The following is a 17582-nucleotide window of genomic DNA, read 5'->3' as shown; positions in this document are numbered from 1 at the left end:
ATAAAAACTTACATCTTTTTTATAAAATTATTATTTCTTTTCTTGATTCTTATCACGGTATCTATTCAAATTTTTAATGATAGTAAGAAATTAGCTATTGCAATGAATAATAAAACCTTGTACGCTTGAACACTAAATTTACAATTATAGTGAGGTGGATACATTATGCGCAACAGTGATGACACTGATGACACTGATGACAGTGATATTGAATCAAGTATAAATTCAGGAAGTAGTAGCAATTCAGGAAAAAGTAGTGATAGTGATGATAGTGATGATAGTATATTTGATTTAATACGCTATTGTCGTAATATTCATGATATTGAAAACTTGGTATCTAGGATTCATATTGATCCAGAGAGCTCAACAAGGATAACCGAGAGTGGTCGCACTACAATACATGCCGCAATAGCGTGGATAGATCAGCAATACTTGCCAGTAGTATTGTATCTCCTAATTAGAGCTGGTGTGCCTGTTAATGTTATGAGCAGGCATTCTTCTAATACAGCTGCACATATGTTGTCAGATAGTGGAGATGTGCACTTTGACTCTGCGAGAACATTACTAACGAGTGGGACAGATGTTGATATTAATATTCAGAACAACAAAGGAGATACACCACTGCATATTGCGTTATTTAGTGCAGCTCCTAAAATTGCGCTTTTGTGGATAAACAGCGGTGCTAATGTAAATATTCTAAACAACAGTTCTTTGCTACCAACGCACTATGTGCAATCTCCAGATGTTATGAGGGTTTTAATCGATCATGGTGCAAACATAAAAGGAAAGCTGATAAAAGGGAAGCTGGATACACCTCTGTGTCATGCAATAACTGGTAACTATGTTGACGTAGTTGTCGAGTTGCTGAGACATGTAACTCTGCTTGATTACACAGACGATGAAGCAGATTATCATGTAAAGTTAGCACAGTCGTACGAAGGTCGTGATACTAAAATACCGGAATTATTACGTGTTGCAGGACTGGAGCGATCACTGGCACCCTTATTCCAATTGTCAAATAAATGGCCTTTGCACGATGCAATACAAAGTAGATCTATTGATAGCTTTATTGAATTGTTAGCTGCAAGAGGCACATATAATATAAATCCTAATCAATTAAATGGTCACAAATGCTCTCCTATGCGTCTAGTATTGGAAACGAAAGGCATAAAAGACATAAAAGACATAAATCAAGAATACACAGATCAAGCCTTCATGCTGAGAGCATTAATTGTAGCTGGAGCTGATGTCAATGAGACATCATATGAAGATGGAAGCCTACTACGTACTGCTATATGTAAACGTAATCCCAAAATAGCTAATATATTAATTGCAGCTGGAGCATCAGTTACCAATGAAAATTCGTCAAATGAAGATTCGTGTGAAGAAGATAATACAGACTTAGAATTAATGATGGCATCAGGCGACTATGATATGTCTGTATTCGATCGCACTATTAGTATTAGTAATCCACAAGCAAGGCTTATGGAGGCTGTAGAATCTGGGAACATACGCAATATTGAATACCTCGTAACATGTCATCATGCTGATGTTAATGTATACGATGAATCAGATATACCAGTGATTTTTACTGCCGCAAAATCTGGTGTATTTGAAGTAGTAAAACACTTGGTGTTATCATGTCATGCAAACCCAGTCGTAAAAACTAATGATGGGCAAACAGCATTGCATTACGCAGTTTTGCATCCCATGTTCGAAAAGTATGGCGTGCGAGGTAAATTAAAAACAATCGATTTCTTAGCTAGGTATATTGATGTAAACTCTGTAGATTGTGGTGGATATACTCCATTACATAGAGCTATACAATGGTGTTTCAATGAAGCTGTAGATCTATTGATAAAGCTAGGCGCAGACGTGAATAAGCCAGTTACTGGGAAAACGGAAATTACAGACCAGATGATAACAGATGCGGTGTTAACCAATGACAGAACGTCAATAGCTAAACTGACAGCAATAAGTGATCATCAACATACACAATATACACCTTTGCATATTGCTGCTGCATTTAAAAATTGCAATGTCATGCATGTGTTGGTTGAGAATGGGGCAATTCATTCTGCAGTTAATCGTATTGGGGAAACAGCCATGCATATATCAGCTGGTGTTTCAGATATTGATTCAATGATTACATTAATTGAATTAGAAGCAAGTTACATCATACAAGATAAACTTAATGGCAGTACTCCAATACATATTATTGCAATGCTAGGATCGCTTAACCGCCTCTTGCAAAAGCTTGACAGTAATAATGATATTCTACAAAATGTTCCAACTAACAATGCTGGTAAAATTCCGGAGGAATATATGACCATGTGGCCAGAGCAACTGCTGCCTGATGATGAGAGCACAGAAGCAAGTCTTAGCAGCGATGACGACGACGTTGGCTGCGACTTCAGTGGCACGATGGAGCATGAACAGCATTATAATAGCTGAACCAGTATAAAACAGTTATGTTATATACTTTTCGAATAGAGTATCTATGTCACAGTAATATTTCATTTTACTCATTTTGCTAAATCTTATGATGCTATTATCTCTTTTTTCTATGCTCAATCCTCATTGTAAATGACTATAATTCTATTTTAATCCCAATCTTTCAATCCAGCAAAAATAATAATTTTATAAAAACTTACATCTTTTTTATAAAATTATTATTTCTTTTCTTGATTTTTAACACGGTATCTATTGACTTTATATCAATGCTTTTACCTATAGAAAATCACACATATTTAATGCAATATAATTTGTTATAACTGGTTGTAATAATAAAAAAATAAAGAATATTAATAGAATTTCTGATAGTATTATTGATAAGACTGAAAAAAAATATAAAAGAAGGATTAATTGTAACACCTATAATTTAGTAATTATTTGGTGTTCAGTAGCTAATCAAAAATTTAAAGGGTAATTAATAATCATATGAAATTTGTAAAATATATAACAGCTGTTTTATTATTAACACTGTTAAATACAACCATTGCATCAAAACGAAACAACAATCAACCTGTACAACAGAAATTAATTCGGGATAAAGCTATGTTAGCAGAAAAACATTTTTATGTTGGAATTTCATTTCTTAAGTTAAACAAATATCAAGAAGCAATAGAAAATTTTGATTCGGCTATTAAGTACAAAGCTAATTATTCAGAAGCTTATTATAATAAAGGAATTTGTTTAGATAAATTAGGACAATATCAAGAAGCAATAGAAAATTATAATCTAGCTATTAAGTATAATCCTAATGATGCAGAAGCTTATTATAATAAAGGAATTTGTTTACTCGAATTATGACAATATCAAGAAGCAATAGAAAGTTATAATCTAGCTATTAAGTATAATACTAATGATGCAAAAGCATACAATAATAAAGGAGTTTGTTTAGGCAAATTAGGACAATTTCAAGAAGCAATAGAAAATTATAATCTAGCTATTAAGTATAATCCTAATTATGGAGATGCTTATTATAATAAAGGAGTTTGTTTAGACAAATTAGGACAATATCAAGAAGCAATAGAAAGTTATAATCTAGCTATTAAGTATAATACTAATGATGCAAAAGCATATAATAATAAAGGGATTTGTTTAGATGAATTAGGACAATATCAAGAAGCAATAGAAAGTTATAATCTAGCTATTAAGTATAATCCTAATTATGGAGATGCTTATTTTTATAAAGGAGTTTGTTTATATGAACTAGGGCAATATCAAGAAGCAATAGAAAGTTGTAATCTAGCTATTAAATATGATCCTAATAAGGTAGAAGCATATAAGTTAATAAATATACTCAAACAAGAAATTGCAGGTATTATAAAGTAATCTTGATTTTTAAATGATATCTGTAATAAGCAGGTATTATAAGGCATTATCATGATTTATTTGTGATACAAATTGTTATAAAATAGTCATAAGATATAATAATAAAATCATGACTATACAACAAAAGGGTGAGTTATTGAGTTGTTTTGATGTTGCTAGCTATTTTCTGGTATTGGTTGATAGAGAAGCAGGAGATGTAATAACTCAATTGAAACTGCAAAAATTAGTGTATTTTGCCCAAGGTGTGCATCTAGCTTTATTTGATAAGCCTCTTTTTAAAGAAGATATTGAAGCTTTGGAAAATGGGCATGTAGTACGTCATTTACGTTCGATATTTGGCGGCTTTGAAGCTAATGCAATTCCTGCTCCAGGAGAAATAGATTTCAGTATTTATACTAATCAACAAAAAGAGTTAATTTATAAAATATATTCTTCTTATGGTGAACATACAGCATCTTATTTGCGTGACTTAACACATTTGCATTCTATTTGGCAACAAGCCATTATACGCCCTAGCCGTGCGATTACTAAAAAAAGAGATGAGAATATTTTTTAAAAATCATATAAAAAATATTGAAGATTATCTTTTACCTGTTTCAAAAAAAGATACTGCAGAAATAGTAAATGCTGAAGATCAATGGTGGATGAACTATGATAGTGGAGTTCCTTAGGATTGAGATCAATGAATGCAATACACTTATCGGTAATAATAGCGCTATTTGGTTACTTGTCGATGGAATTAGCTACTGCTAACTCTTTGCCAACAGGGTTTTTATGGTACAATGATAAACATGGTCATGAGCTTACTGAATCTAGTTCTAAGTTGATATGTAGGGCTCATGACCATAGAATCGAGGAATTAAAGGAGCAATTTAATCGAGCTCAGCGTATAGCGCTTGATAATCCAACGCTCGAAAATGTGATTACAGCTCAAAGGCTACAGAAGCAAATCATGGAGAAGGCTCATAAGTTTGCTACTATGTGGCAATTAGCTACTCTACTTGATTATCAACTGATTAATGCTCATGAGCCATCTAATAGCTTACATAGAAAGCTATATCAAGAAAAATCAGAGCAGAAAAACGACTTAAAACTCAAAAACATTGCTAAAAACTGGGGCTTGATTCTGCAAGTTAAAGAAGATTGCTTGCTCTGTAAGGCCTTTATGCCTATTGTTCAGGGCTTTGCTAATAAATATGCATTTCAGTTGCTAGCTGTCAGTAAGAATAATGAGTTGCTTAATAAACTAAATCCTAAGCATATTGTACCTGTATTATATCTAGTAGCTAGCGATGGTAAAAAAATATATTCAGTAGCTAGAGGCATAATCTCTGAGAATAAAATTATCGACAATATTCTAGCAATCGATAGATATTATCATAAATTGGAGACTAGATGAGCATCAAAATCAGAGTTTATGTTATTGCAGCATTATTTTTGCTACAAGCTCTAGTATCACTAGCTTGGAATATCGAAAACGTATTTCAAGGAATGAGTGTTAATGTTACTAGATCTGGATCATATCAGAATCAAGCGGCTGGATATTATGCGGCTGGCGGATTATCTGCCAGAACAAGCCAAACATCCTTTCAGCCATTTGCTATAACTCCACCATCTTTAAACATGAGCTGTAGCGGTATTGACGCCTATCTTGGTAGTTTCTCTGTTATTTCTGGAGAAGAATTAGTTCAACTAATGAAGAATATTGGTTCTCAAGCTAAAGTTTATGCATTTTCATTAGGATTAAAAACATTTGCTCCACAGATTGAGAACGCTCTCAAGGACTTACGTAATCTAGCAATGGAGATGAATCAATTTGCTAAGGGAGATTGCGAATTAACAAAAGCATTATTTGCTACAGCTTTACCAAAGAACTGGGCTATGAGAGAAGCTGTTTGCCGTGATATACAGTCACACAGCGGGTTTGATTATTTTGCTGCTGGTAAAAAATGTCGTAATGATTTAGCCCAAAAACAAGCTCTGCGACAAGCACAAAATAAGGATTCAGAGTTAATGCTTGATGATTATAACATCTTCACTAAAGCAGCAGCGAAGGTTGGAATACCATCAAATATGCGTGATTCAATCATGTCTATGACTGGCACTATCGTGGTTACAAACAATAATGTACACTTTTATGACTCATTAGCTCAGGATGAAAAAAGTTGGATTAGTCATTTAAAAGGCGGAGAATCAGCCTCGATTTACAGTTGTGATAATGTCAGTTGCTTGCATTCAACGCTTGCGACGAAATATCACAATATCACCAGAGAAATCTTATGCAGGTAAAGCTAAACAACAATTGACTAATCTAAAAATTAAATTTGGTAAGAATACTGAATTTAGTGACCATGAAATAGCCTTTTTATCTTCGATTGGAGATATATTCCCAATTTATGATTATATCATATTAGAAGCTATTTCTGGAGTCACAATTTTAGATAGCTCATCAGAATTAATAGCTAGCTATACATTAGTTCAGCATTTGAAGGAAGTAATCACCGAAATACGTAGAGCCGTTACTTCACTAGGTGCTAAGCAAGTTTCGAATGAACATTTAGAAAGATATTTGAAGGAATTGAATCGGGTACAACTTTTTGCAAATGAGAAATGGACTAGCCTACAAACAGATGCAAGTCGAATAGATAAAAGGGCTAGATTAATAGAGCAGCATTTAATAGCGAAGGAGAAAAGTTAATGGATTACGTAATATACACATTTGGTGGTGGAGATCTGTTATGGCATGTGTTTAACGGCATAGGCAGAGTCTTTGCTTCAAATAGCGAATACTTCACTCCAGTAGGCCACTTAGCCTTGACTATTGGCGGCATATGGGCTGCTACTAGGGCTATTTTTAGAGGAAATATCGGCATCTTTGCTATGGAGTGGTTCTTTCCATCGATATTTATTTTTACGCTGTTATTTGCCCCCAAAGCTACTGTTTGGCTCAAGGATGAGGTATCAATGAGTGCACCAGTAAAAGTTGATAATATTCCGATAGGTATTGCAATGTTTGCTTCTCTTTCATCGCAAACGAGTTACTTTGTGTCCAAAATGTTGGAAAATCATCTTTTACCGGCTTATGAAGGACTATCAAGCAGAAAAACTGGTATTATGTTTGGAGCTAAGGCTGTAGCTAAGATTCGAGATGTGCAAATACATGATCCAGTAACTTTAACTAATACTAAGGAATTTCTTAGACAATGCTTTATGAAGCCTTACATCATAGGTAATATTCTAGGCAAAAAAGCAGCTGCTCAACAAACTAATGACATTATAGGATTTATCGAGCAGAATATACCTAATAATTTCGGTATTTATTATCGTGAGCCTAGTAATTTAGGTATTAGTTTCAAGACATGCAGACAAGCTACTCCATTGATTAAAGCAGCAATTCATAAAGAATTAAATGAAGGGCTTCTAACAAAGTTCGCAGCAGCGATTGGAGTTCAATCTGATCAGTCAAGCATGTTAAGTCAAAGACTAAAAGTCATGACTGGCGACACACTAAAATATTTACAGAGAGAGCAACAAGACATTCATGAATGGATGAAGCAAGCTATGCTACTTAATGCTAATCGTGAGTCATATGATGACTGGCGTGAGAAGTTTTCATTATCACGAATTTATCCTAATCTGGTGAGTATGCATGCAATCAGAGGGCTCTTTCAACAATCATTTTCGTATCTAGTCGCTGGGGAAATGGCTGCTCACATGATGCCTATTTTACAATCTGTTTTTTTTGCATTAGTAGTTTCAATGATCTTTATTGTATTTCCAATGGGCTTACTGCCTGGTGGTTACAACATACTCAAAACATGGATTCTATTAATAATATGGGTCAGCAGCTGGCCAGTATTTTTTACAATAATCCATTGTCTAGGAATGATCAGCTTATCCAGTAAATCTGGAGCTTTCGGTAGTGATTATGGTCTGAATATGCTATCGCAAGGAAGCTTTGCAGAGATGATTTTATATAGCTATGCGACGTTTCAAATGCTTGCATCATCAATACCAATGCTTTCTTGGTCAGTGATAAAAGCTTGCGCTCATGCTACAGCTAACTTAGCCAGCCAGTTCTCTCCTATACAAGTTGCTAGCAGCTTAGGAAGTAATATAGTCGACAATAACTTGAGTATGGATAATTACAGCATAGGCAATAGAACTATTTCTCAACAAAACCTAGCTCCTTCATTACATATGGCTGCTATTATCAATGATGGTAGTATAAAAGTCACTACAACGGATGATGGTCGACAAATTATAAATAAAAACGTAGATTTATTATTAGATAACTACCGCTCTTCTGCACTGCTACAATCTGGATATCAAAACCAGTTTGTGCGTTCACAGAGCAATCTTGATTCACTGACAAAAAAAGAGTCCAATCTTATTTCAACAGGAAACTCCATTACCATGGAAATAGCCGACAGGATAACTCATGATGAAGCTCTGTATATAGGTCTAACTGAGAGTGAATACCAAGCTCTGCAGAAGGTTGGTTCTAGTAGCATTGCTACTACTGAGTATACAGGTACTAGCCACAGTAAAAGTAGTAGTACTAGTACTAGTGCTGGAGGTGGGGTGTGGTGATTTAATACTAAATATCATTGCAGAACATGAAACAATGTTAAAAAGGTTAACAGAATTGAAGAATTTTACTGGAGTAAAAGAGTATGAGCAAAAACTACAGATATTGAAAAAATACTCTTGAGATAGATGAATTTTCAGAATCAAGGAAATTTCACCAGGGGCTCGCAGTTATTTGCCCATAAGTTAAGAATGTTTGGGCAAGGTAGTACCAACGTTTTTATAATTGGATTAGGATTATCGATATTCTGGATTATATGTCGATTATATCAAAAAGTTTTTCTGAGCAGCTTGTATTATTTTGCAATTGAAAGATATGTGCAGCTTAAGCTAGCAATTGGTGAGCATTTTTATGATATCGATCAAATAGGCATTAAGTTTTATAGTTTAAGGTTTAAAAAATGGATGCACCTCAATGCTCAAGACTTTTTGCATGAGTTTTATACAGGCAAACATGGATTTAAAATACAGCAATTATGGGAATTCTTAATCAATTCAGCATTGTTAGAAGGATTAATTGTTTTTACTATTGGTGTGATAATCTCAATTGTTTTCTTTACTGCTCAAGGCAAAAACACGATTATTAAGGCCAAAATTAGAGGTGCTGATTTTGTAGAGTGCAAATGCCCTATCTAAAATGCTAAAAAGCGCTAAAAAGGCCTCGAAAATCCGTTTTGGAGGCTTGCCATTAGTAAAGAATAGTGAAAGACTACATATTCTTATTACTGGAACAACAGGTACTGGTAAAACTAATATGCTTAATGAACTGCTGCCACAAATTCGATTACACAAAGATCGAGCAATCATTGTAGACACAACTGGAGCTTTTACTGATAGATTTTTTGATCCTAAATGTGATAAACTGCTTAATCCTTTAGAAAAAAATAGTGAACAATGGTTGCCTTGGAATGATTGTTTTGAAGCAGCTGATTTTCATGATATAGCTAGTAGTTTTAGTAATTATACTCCTAAACTTGATGACTTTTTTGCTAAAAATGCTGAATTAGTCTTGTCTGAAGCGTTGAAGCTATATAAGGATGATAAAGATATCATAAAACTAATTCATACAATCATTTACTCTGATAATAGACAATTTGCAAAAGCTTTTAGAAACACTGCTGTATCAGGTATTATAAGTGAAAGCGCGCTCGAAACTTCTGCAGGAATTCAGTCTACGCTTGGAAAGAATATTACTTCGCTACAATATTTAAAGCCTGGAGGTAGTTTTAGCATAAAAGAATGGTTTAGTAATTCAAATGAAACTAGCTGGCTATTTATCACAGCTAACCCAAATCAAAGAGCTACTTTATGCCCACTTATTTCAGCCTGGATAAGCATAGCTATCAAGGCTTTGATGTGTAGAAATCCTAATCATGATAACAAAAACATGTGGTTTATACTTGATGAACTTCCAGCTCTACAAAAAGTTTCGTCTTTACCAGTTGCTTTAGCTGAAAGTAGAAAGTATGGAGGCTGCTTTGTTGCTGGATTGCAGAATATTCATCAATTAGAAGCAATATATGGGGCTGCTGAATGTGCTTCTATGCTGGATTTGTTTAATAGTAAATTTATTTTTCGAGTTAGCGATCAGGTTACAGCTTATAAATCAGCATTAACACTAGGTGAGCAAGAAATTATTGAAACTCAAGAGAACTTGTCATATGGATCAAATACTATGCGAGATGGGGTAAATATGAATAATGTTGAGCGTAAAAAGATTTTAGTTATGCCATCTGAAATTATGAACCTACCAGACCTTACATGTTATGTAAAGCTTGCCGGTAACTTTCCCATCACAAAACTAACTATGCAGCTACAAAACTTAAATACAGCTTTTGTTTGTGAATATAAATTGCTCAAAAAACTTAAGTTAGTAGAGTATTAATTCGAAAAATTAATACTCTATGTTATTTTTTAAATTAATCACTTCTTCTTTTGACAATCCAGTATTTTCAGAAATAAATTCAACTGAAAAGCCAGCTTTTAATAAGTTTCTTGCAAGCCCTTGTGCGGCTTCAGCTCTGCCTTCAGCTCTGCCTTTAGTCTCACCAAGCTTTATACCTTCAGCTCTGCCTTCATCAATATATTTTGCAGCAATAGTTCTCATAATATTACCTTTTTCTTCTTCAGATAAATACTTAGCCAGAACCTGCTCTAATTCTGGTTGCTGACTCTCTAGTAATTTAGTATCAGTATACCATAAAAATGATCTTAGGTAAATATAGCCTTTTTCTTTATCAAGTATTAAAACATGTTTGAACTTTATTAGAAACTCTTCCCAAAGCTTTAACATATCTCGTTGATGAATGTGCTTTAGCATATATTCGAGCATTCCGATATGCTTTTTCCTAACAATTTCATCATTCGACATACTTTGTAAATCGACTAATTGATAGTCAGAGGTCATTAATTGCTTAGCTATCATTGAATCGGTAAATAAATCCCACAAATTCCTAGGTGCGTTGTAGACTTCTTTGCCGTTGTAGATCACTAAATTATACACTAATGGTAATTTAGTTTTTTCTTTCTTATGCCTTTCGCACAATAACAATGTGTATCTCCATAACCGCAGAGCTGTCCAATAATCGACGGTTGATTGAGCTTCAATTAATATATAAATAAAAGCATTGCCATGTTTTTTGGTTGCAACTTTATAGACGATATCACTGTATTTTTTCTTTAACGATTCTTCTATATAACTCTCTTGCTCTACTTTTATTTGTGATAAATCTATTAAACTCTTGAAATTCATTGGTAAATAATACTCTAGAAATTCTTGTGCAGCCACTGGATCACTCATGATTGTCTTTGCCAATGAATCATGCTTTAATTGTTTTGTCATATTTTTTCACTCTATAGTTTTTTAAATAAAAAATGCTGTGTCATACTCTGCCTAGTGTTTCGGACATAATCCTGATTGTATATTAGTTTGTATTGATTCAATTTTTTCATTAAGTTTTCTTATTTCAGGGCTGATAATATTTCTAACAGCATATAATCCTTGAGTTTTTAATACATTATTGAAGTCATTTTTGACTGTACAAACTACTGCTCCCTTATCCTCCAGAACTTTTTCGGCTTTTTCAGTATTTACGTCATTTTTAACTGCTAGAATGATCTTTTCTTTTGGGCCAGGATTATAGTTTTGCAAATTTTCGGCTTCAATTGCACATAAGATTTTGCCTTCGACTCCAGCTTGTTGAATGGTTAACGCTGTTTCAATATCTTTTGTAATAATTGTTACAGGTAAATATTTTGAATTTTGTTGAGCAATTTCAGCAAATGAGCCACTAATTGTACCAACAGATTTTTCTGGAATATCATCTTTATTACATGTTTTTGAATTCAGAGCTAATATCTTAGCTCCAGTAATTTCATCTTTGTCATTTTTAACAAAAATAGTGAGTGCAGGCCAGGATTTTTGAGTCTCTTCATCAAAAACCATATTTGCCCTTAAATTATGAATTATTAAAGATTTTTGAACTATAAATTCCTGTATGGTTTTCTGAATATTTATTAACTACTATCGTTTCCACCTTAGCTTCCTCTTCTTGTTTAAAGTAGTATAGAGATGATGATTTATTATACAATTCTTTAACATTCGTAATATCATTTTGTTTTGCTATACTATTATTTTCTGTTTGAGTAAGTTTGGTTGTTTCAACTGCCTTAGTCAGTTTAGTAATTTCAGGTTCTATAATGTCTCTAATTGACTGGTCTCAACAACTTTGCAACAGATTATTAAAATCACCATTTTCTGGTGGTTTGACTATACAAGTTATCGCTCCCTTCATTTCTAACGTTTTTGCAGCTTTAATTACAGTATTATTAGTTATAGGATTTTTGCTATCATTATCTGCTGCAATGATGATTTTTTCACCAGGAAATGGTGAATAATTTCTCAAATTCGCAATTCCTGCACTAGCAATGATATTACCTTTAATGCCTGATTGCTGCAAGCTCAATGCTGTTTCAGCGCCTTCTGCTATAATTGTTATATTAGGGTCATTCGCATTTCGCTTTGCGATTGTTATGAACGATCCGCTGATTTTACTGAAAGATCTTCTGTTAATTGAAATATTCGCCTTATCTCCTGCCAAATTTAGATATAGCACGAACGTAGGAAATAGGTACATAATATGCTAATATGAAAAGAGTATAAAAAATAATAGATAAATAATGGCAAGAAGATACAGTTATGATTTAAGAATGAATCTATTCAAAGCGCTAGATGAAGGACCATCAATTGTTAAAGCATGTAAAATATTCAATATAAGTCGTAATACGATATATAGGAGGATAATGCTTGTAGAGAATATGGATGGAGTATAAAAGGTACTAGATGTTATAGCAATGAAGCTTATCAACATAAATCCAGAGTCAGTATGATAGCAGGGCTTTGTAATAATCAAATTATAGCACCAGTAATATTTGAAGGAAATTGTAATAAAGCAATATTTACAACTTATGTAGAAACTATATTAATCAAAGAATTGCCCCTGGACAAATAGTAATTATGGATAATATCAACTTTCATAAGAACACTATAATTAAAGTATTAATAGAATCGGTTGGCTGCAGTATTCTATTCTTACCTACATATAGTCCAGATTTAATTCCTATAGAACATTATTGGTTTAAGATTAAGAACGAAATAAGAAAAGTTACTGCTCAATTCAAAGATATTAGCATTGCTGTAGAACACTTAATGAAGTTTATCTGATTGTACCTATTTCCTATGTTATTGCTCTATCAACTATTGCATCCCTCAATTTTTGTAGTTCTTCCTCGCTATTTGAATAATAATCGTTTTTTCTATAGTTTTGAGCAGATTGATATTGCCTTACTTCATTTGCTTGAACATCATTATTCTCCTCTTTTGAATTGATAGAGTCTGTCTTAGCTGTGCTAAGCTGCTCTATTAGGTTAGCAACATTTTTTGTAGCTTGCACATTGTAGTACAGCCGTACTTGCTCTGCATTCCCTATCATGCTTATGTTAGAACTTTCTATTCCTACACCATTATTATGAAGAACATATACATCTTTTTTGACAGCTGTTTGTGGGTTACAAACTGTTGTAGCATATCCATGTTTAAAGCTTATTTTATTCAAATCAAAGCTTACCTCGTTTCCTGTATCTGTCTTAGCTACAAACTTACTTTCATCAATTGATACTAGAGTTGCAAATTCACTGTTTTGTATTTGTAAATCCTTATCGTTTGTTTGAAATACAATTCGGTCTCCAGCCATGTAGTTAGCATATTTTTTTGATTCAGCTCCTGAAATTAAAATGCTGTATTCTGTACCTTTCAGAGCACCATTTTCCTTCATGTAGTTTCTGATGTGTTGATTAATATTTTCAGCTTCTTTATGGCCAGCAATTATCAAACGATCCTGCAGCTCAAATTTACTATTCTTCCAATCATTGATTAATTGGTTTATTGATTCTTTTAGAGTATTATCAGCTCTCAAGCTATTATTATCACTAAGTAGCACTATACCATCAGCAATATCACCATTTATCAACTTTACAGCCACATTGTGGTTGCAGCTGTTAGCTTTAGAATTTTCTATATCTGTTTTTGAATTATGAATATTATTGAAATTATTTGAATCATTGATTTTGTCAGTCATATAAAACCTCACCTTCGCGTCACTAAATTGTTTTGCGGTATAAATATTTGCTATTTTTACCGTTTGAATTATAATTTTATTGCTAAGTGATTATTGAGATAGTTTTCCTGTTAAATGTAGAGCTTACAAAAGTTCAAACGCTTTCAGTATTCTCTTAGCAGTGCATAATGTGAATTACAAACATCACTGCGAGCTGTTTTATATCTATTACTTTAACTTGAATAGTTAATAAAAGAAGTAGCGATGATTGGAGTATTAAGATATACTGATGGTATAATTGTAGATTAAATATTTATTGGTTAAAGCTGTAATATGAAAATAAGATGCAAGTATACACAATAATTGATGCAATTATAAGGCTTAAACAAGAGATTGAGACGCGAGAACAAGTGTCCACTGGCTTTTATTTTAGCTTTATTATAGTTGCATCAATTATTGTGTATACTATACTTAATCACCACAAACTTAAGTTATTTTGATAATACAGTGTAAGATTAGATTTTTCAATAGTAAAAACTTTATCTCCTAATTACAATTTTTGGAGCTATATCAGCTTTTATAATTTGTTCAGACTCTGTTTTTACGTTCTGAGTATTAATTAACTTCATGATTTCAGGTATCATAAGCTCCTTAACAGCTATTGCTCCTTTATTTTTTAGCATTTCGTTAAAATCTTCACCTTCTGAATGAATTACGATGCTAGTAATTGCTCCTTTGCTTGTCAGTACTTTTGCAGCCTCGTTTATAGTGCTTACATATTCTTTATTTTGTTTATCATTATTTGCAGCTATAAGAATCTTTTCTCCTTGAAATGGCTGATAATACTTTAAATTATTTACATTTGAGCTATATACCATTCTGCTATCAATGCCAGCTTCCTGAAAACTTGATATCGTTTTTCCTTCTGCTGACAGAATGGTTACATCATAATCATATTGTCTTTGTTCTTTGATCTGCATAAATAATGGAGTAGAAATATCTTTGAGCTGGACTTTTTCTACTTTAGCTTCTTCCTCTGGTTTAGCGGTAAAATGATAATATTCTTTATTCACATGAGATCTATCATTGATATCATTGATTATAGACTTAAACCAGTTTTCAATTTTACTAAAAACAGTTGTCTTTGTCCGTTCTTTCTCCAAATCATGAGCAGTTTTCAGAGTTATGCTAGCTGATTTCTCATTTGGTCTGCTGAGCTGATTTATTAAACTGTTAATGCTTTTAGTTGCTTCCTTATTGCAATATAACTTTAAGTTCTCTATATACCTTGTCATAGCTACGTATGAGCTGCTTATATTACTTACTCCGTTATGCAAAACGTATACATCTTTTATAGAAGCTCCCTGGACCTTATAAACAGTACTTGCATAGCCATGTTTAAATTGTATTTCACTAGGATCAAAACTCACTTCTTTTCCTGTGTCTGTCTTAGCTATAAATTTATTTTTACTAACCGAAGTTAAAGTTGCAAATTCACTATTTTGTATTTGTAAATCCTTATAGCTTTTTTGAAATACGATTCTATCTCCTGCCATATATGACTTTTTCCTTCCATCAATAGAACGCTCATATTCTGTGCCTTTTAGCGTACCATTTGCTTTTAACAAAGACCTAATACTTGAATTAAGAATGTCGACATCTTTATTACGTACTGTAATTACCAATTTTTCATGTAGCTTAAACTTGCTTAGACTCCAATCATAAATCAACTTACTCATTGAGTCCTGCAACGTATTATCAAACCTAACGCAGTTATTTTGCCTCAGTAAGGTTATACCGCTTAAAATATTACTCTCAGCAAACTCCATTGCTGCTTCTCTGCTCCAGTTTTTACTTTGTCTTCGAATATTTACTAAAACATGTGAACCAAAAATATTACTCAGCATCTCAAACATTCCACCTCTTTCTATTGAAGCTAGCTGTTTTTCATCTCCAGCAAGTATCAGTTGACAATTATTGTTTCTAACTACTCTAAACAGCTCTGCATAAGCTTTAGTACCTACCATTCCAGCTTCATCTACTACTATTAAGCTGTCTTGCATAAAAATTTTTTTTTCGATTATATAAAAATCCCTTTACTGTATAGACCTCAGTATAACCTTTGCTCCTCAGCTCTGATACTGCCTTATGAGTAGGAGCAAGACCAATAACTTTTTGTCCACGATTTGTTGCGAGCTTATGCGCTTTTATTAAAACATAAGATTTTCCTGTACCAGCTCTTCCTCTTAAGACTCTAACTCCACTAGTGCTAAGCAAAATATGACTTAGCGCTTGTTTCTGTTCCTCACTAACATTTGCTAGACCTTCGATATCACTTTTAAGATTGTAAATATCGTTGTAATAAACCTGATTATTGATTTTATTAGCTATTCTGATTATTCTCGTCTCCTCATTTCGAACCTCAATTGTCGTAAAATATTTGCTACTTTCACCATCATCATGGTATAACTCTAGTATTCTATTTGAACTAAGCACTTGCTGAACTAACTGTTCTCTTGCTGTTGGATCTGGTATATCTTTTACTGCTTTTTCAACATCCTGCTTAGTAAAAATAGATTTGTAATGTGTTATAGAATCCGTTATTACGTCAGCATCATTAATAATCTTCAAATGAGCCTCTTTACGTAACTCATTTTCATTTAATACTTCATTAATAAAATTCCTAATTCTACGAGGTCCAATATGCTTTCCAGGTACTTCGCTTGTCTCGTCAACTCTATATGGTAAGCCTAATTCAGCGAAATATGCATTAGTTTCTTCTTTTGCTATTTCATGAATCATCTTGGAATCTTTAATAATACGCCACTGACCTTTTACTGTTATAAATTTAGCCTCTAAGTCAACAGCTTTATCACCCAATTCTTCACCATTCTCTTTAAATCTTCTTGTAGTAACCAATATATGCACATGCCAGTTTTTATCTCCTATTTGAGGCTTATGAATGTCTATCTGTACTCCAAGACCATTTTGCACCCATTCCATTGCATCAACTATTCGATGAGTTAGTTCTATTCTATGCTCTAAATTTAGCTCCTTCTCATCTGGCAACGCTATTACTATATCCTTCAACAACTTACTATTTTCTCTTGTTTCTGTTCGTTCTACCTCATTCATTAATGTTTGAATATTCTTGAAGTCTTGATTTACATAATCCGGTATCAGCACTGTATGATATACGTTATCTTTCTTACGAGAGAAGTTATACCTTATACCTGTCTGCTTATTTTTAACAATAGTTCTTGCATTATACGCTGCCTTACGACAACTATCACCTCCTTCACTTCTACGTAAAAATTCAATCCTTGCAAACTGTATAGCCATCTCAATACCAATTCTCACCTGAGTTTTAAGTTAGCATGGTTTTTTTGATTTTGCTAGCACAAACTTCTTTTTTTTAACATTCAATCGGTTAATGAGTACTCATTTTTTAGCAGCAATCTTTATAGATTGCATATTGCGTAGTGCGACATGAGGTCGCTCAAACAGAGACTACAGAAATGTAGCAAGGTTGCATTTAAA

15 protein-coding genes and 4 pseudogenes are annotated in these 17582 nt (G+C 33.2%); 11 read left to right on the top strand and 8 right to left on the bottom strand.

The annotated features are described in order from the left end of the window. Positions 1–165: 165 nt before the first annotated feature. The 10 genes and pseudogenes from DK405_RS09435 to DK405_RS09400 all read left to right on the top strand — a co-directional run bounded on the left by DK405_RS09435 (position 166) and on the right by DK405_RS09400 (position 10312). Positions 166–2454 carry an ankyrin repeat domain-containing protein gene (locus tag DK405_RS09435; protein WP_109510694.1) on the top strand — a complete coding sequence of 763 codons (2289 nt, stop codon included), beginning with the start codon at positions 166–168 and terminating at the stop codon, positions 2452–2454. Positions 2455–2940: 486 nt separating this feature from the next. After that, positions 2941–3837: pseudogene (locus tag DK405_RS15870) on the top strand (tetratricopeptide repeat protein). Positions 3838–3946: 109 nt separating this feature from the next. Beyond that, positions 3947–4393 (top strand): Panacea domain-containing protein, encoded by a 447-nt coding sequence (locus DK405_RS09425; protein WP_064612762.1) that lies wholly within the window; start codon positions 3947–3949, stop codon positions 4391–4393. After that, complete coding sequence (locus DK405_RS15180) at positions 4377–4508, top strand: hypothetical protein (protein WP_269459339.1); 132 nt, start codon at positions 4377–4379, stop codon at positions 4506–4508. The genes DK405_RS09425 and DK405_RS15180 overlap by 17 nt, the downstream gene beginning before the upstream one ends. Before the next feature lie 62 nt (positions 4509–4570). After that, the gene (locus DK405_RS09420; protein WP_410522060.1) at positions 4571–5236 is read left to right on the top strand and encodes a conjugal transfer protein TraF; all 666 of its coding nucleotides are present in this window, start codon (positions 4571–4573) and stop codon (positions 5234–5236) included. Continuing rightward, complete coding sequence (locus tag DK405_RS09415; RefSeq protein WP_331828127.1) at positions 5233–6126, top strand: conjugal transfer protein TraH; 894 nt, start codon at positions 5233–5235, stop codon at positions 6124–6126. Before DK405_RS09420 ends, DK405_RS09415 begins: the two co-directional genes overlap by 4 nt. After that, positions 6080–6535, top strand: a complete 456-nt coding sequence (locus tag DK405_RS15510; RefSeq protein ID WP_331828126.1) for a conjugal transfer protein TraH — start codon at positions 6080–6082, stop codon at positions 6533–6535. The genes DK405_RS09415 and DK405_RS15510 overlap by 47 nt, the downstream gene beginning before the upstream one ends. After that, positions 6535–8430, top strand: coding sequence for a conjugal transfer protein TraG N-terminal domain-containing protein (locus DK405_RS09410; protein ID WP_231967775.1), 1896 nt, complete (start codon positions 6535–6537; stop codon positions 8428–8430). Before DK405_RS15510 ends, DK405_RS09410 begins: the two co-directional genes overlap by 1 nt. Continuing rightward, positions 8417–8551 (top strand): hypothetical protein, encoded by a 135-nt coding sequence (locus DK405_RS15175; protein ID WP_269459330.1) that lies wholly within the window; start codon positions 8417–8419, stop codon positions 8549–8551. The genes DK405_RS09410 and DK405_RS15175 overlap by 14 nt, the downstream gene beginning before the upstream one ends. Positions 8552–8556: 5 nt before the next feature. After that, positions 8557–10312: pseudogene (locus tag DK405_RS09400) on the top strand (type IV secretion system DNA-binding domain-containing protein). A 9-nt stretch (positions 10313–10321) separates the two neighbouring features. Here DK405_RS09400 and DK405_RS09395 read toward each other — a convergent pair. The 4 genes from DK405_RS09395 to DK405_RS14490 all read right to left on the bottom strand — a co-directional run bounded on the left by DK405_RS09395 (position 10322) and on the right by DK405_RS14490 (position 12542). Next, positions 10322–11269, bottom strand: a complete 948-nt coding sequence (locus tag DK405_RS09395) for an Rpn family recombination-promoting nuclease/putative transposase (protein WP_109510692.1) — start codon at positions 11267–11269, stop codon at positions 10322–10324. A gap of 51 nt (positions 11270–11320) precedes the next feature. After that, positions 11321–11872 carry a hypothetical protein gene (locus tag DK405_RS14495; RefSeq protein ID WP_231967774.1) on the bottom strand — a complete coding sequence of 184 codons (552 nt, stop codon included), beginning with the start codon at positions 11870–11872 and terminating at the stop codon, positions 11321–11323. A gap of 13 nt (positions 11873–11885) precedes the next feature. After that, positions 11886–12017 (bottom strand): hypothetical protein, encoded by a 132-nt coding sequence (locus tag DK405_RS15170; RefSeq protein WP_269459346.1) that lies wholly within the window; start codon positions 12015–12017, stop codon positions 11886–11888. 129 nt (positions 12018–12146) lie between these two features. Next, positions 12147–12542 carry a toprim domain-containing protein gene (locus DK405_RS14490; RefSeq protein WP_231967700.1) on the bottom strand — a complete coding sequence of 132 codons (396 nt, stop codon included), beginning with the start codon at positions 12540–12542 and terminating at the stop codon, positions 12147–12149. Between the two features lie 64 nt (positions 12543–12606). Between DK405_RS14490 and DK405_RS09385 the strand changes: the two are divergent. Next, positions 12607–13150, top strand: a pseudogene (locus DK405_RS09385) (IS630 family transposase). Between the two features lie 13 nt (positions 13151–13163). Here the strand turns inward: DK405_RS09385 and DK405_RS09380 are convergent. From DK405_RS09380 to DK405_RS15160, 4 genes and pseudogenes are all read right to left on the bottom strand, one after another. Next, complete coding sequence (locus tag DK405_RS09380; RefSeq protein WP_064613337.1) at positions 13164–14063, bottom strand: hypothetical protein; 900 nt, start codon at positions 14061–14063, stop codon at positions 13164–13166. Between the two features lie 518 nt (positions 14064–14581). Then, positions 14582–15379 (bottom strand): conjugal transfer protein TraA, encoded by a 798-nt coding sequence (locus DK405_RS16270; RefSeq protein ID WP_458692825.1) that lies wholly within the window; start codon positions 15377–15379, stop codon positions 14582–14584. A gap of 483 nt (positions 15380–15862) precedes the next feature. Further along, positions 15863–16069, bottom strand: a pseudogene (locus DK405_RS16265) (AAA family ATPase); the annotation flags it as partial. Positions 16070–16076: 7 nt separating this feature from the next. Continuing rightward, a complete protein-coding gene (locus tag DK405_RS15160) occupies positions 16077–17402 on the bottom strand; it encodes a MobA/MobL family protein (RefSeq protein ID WP_269459348.1) in 1326 nt (441 codons plus the stop codon). Between the last annotated feature and the right edge of the window lie 180 nt (positions 17403–17582).

The sequence above is a fragment of the Orientia tsutsugamushi genome, assembly GCF_900327275.1.
GTDB lineage: Bacteria > Pseudomonadota > Alphaproteobacteria > Rickettsiales > Rickettsiaceae > Orientia > Orientia tsutsugamushi.
This window is presented reverse-complemented; position numbering and strand designations above follow the sequence as displayed.

Bases quoted from the DNA above. Each gene is read 5' to 3' on its own strand.
- DK405_RS09435 (WP_109510694.1), top strand. From the start codon at position 166: ATGCGCAACAGTGATGACACTGATGACACTGATGACAGTGATATTGAA.
- DK405_RS09425 (WP_064612762.1), top strand. From the start codon at position 3,947: ATGACTATACAACAAAAGGGTGAGTTATTGAGTTGTTTTGATGTTGCT.
- DK405_RS15180 (WP_269459339.1), top strand. From the start codon at position 4,377: ATGAGAATATTTTTTAAAAATCATATAAAAAATATTGAAGATTATCTT.
- DK405_RS09420 (WP_410522060.1), top strand. From the start codon at position 4,571: ATGGAATTAGCTACTGCTAACTCTTTGCCAACAGGGTTTTTATGGTAC.
- DK405_RS09415 (WP_331828127.1), top strand. From the start codon at position 5,233: ATGAGCATCAAAATCAGAGTTTATGTTATTGCAGCATTATTTTTGCTA.
- DK405_RS09410 (WP_231967775.1), top strand. From the start codon at position 6,535: ATGGATTACGTAATATACACATTTGGTGGTGGAGATCTGTTATGGCAT.
- DK405_RS09395 (WP_109510692.1), bottom strand. From the start codon at position 11,269: ATGACAAAACAATTAAAGCATGATTCATTGGCAAAGACAATCATGAGT.
- DK405_RS14495 (WP_231967774.1), bottom strand. From the start codon at position 11,872: ATGGTTTTTGATGAAGAGACTCAAAAATCCTGGCCTGCACTCACTATT.
- DK405_RS09380 (WP_064613337.1), bottom strand. From the start codon at position 14,063: ATGACTGACAAAATCAATGATTCAAATAATTTCAATAATATTCATAAT.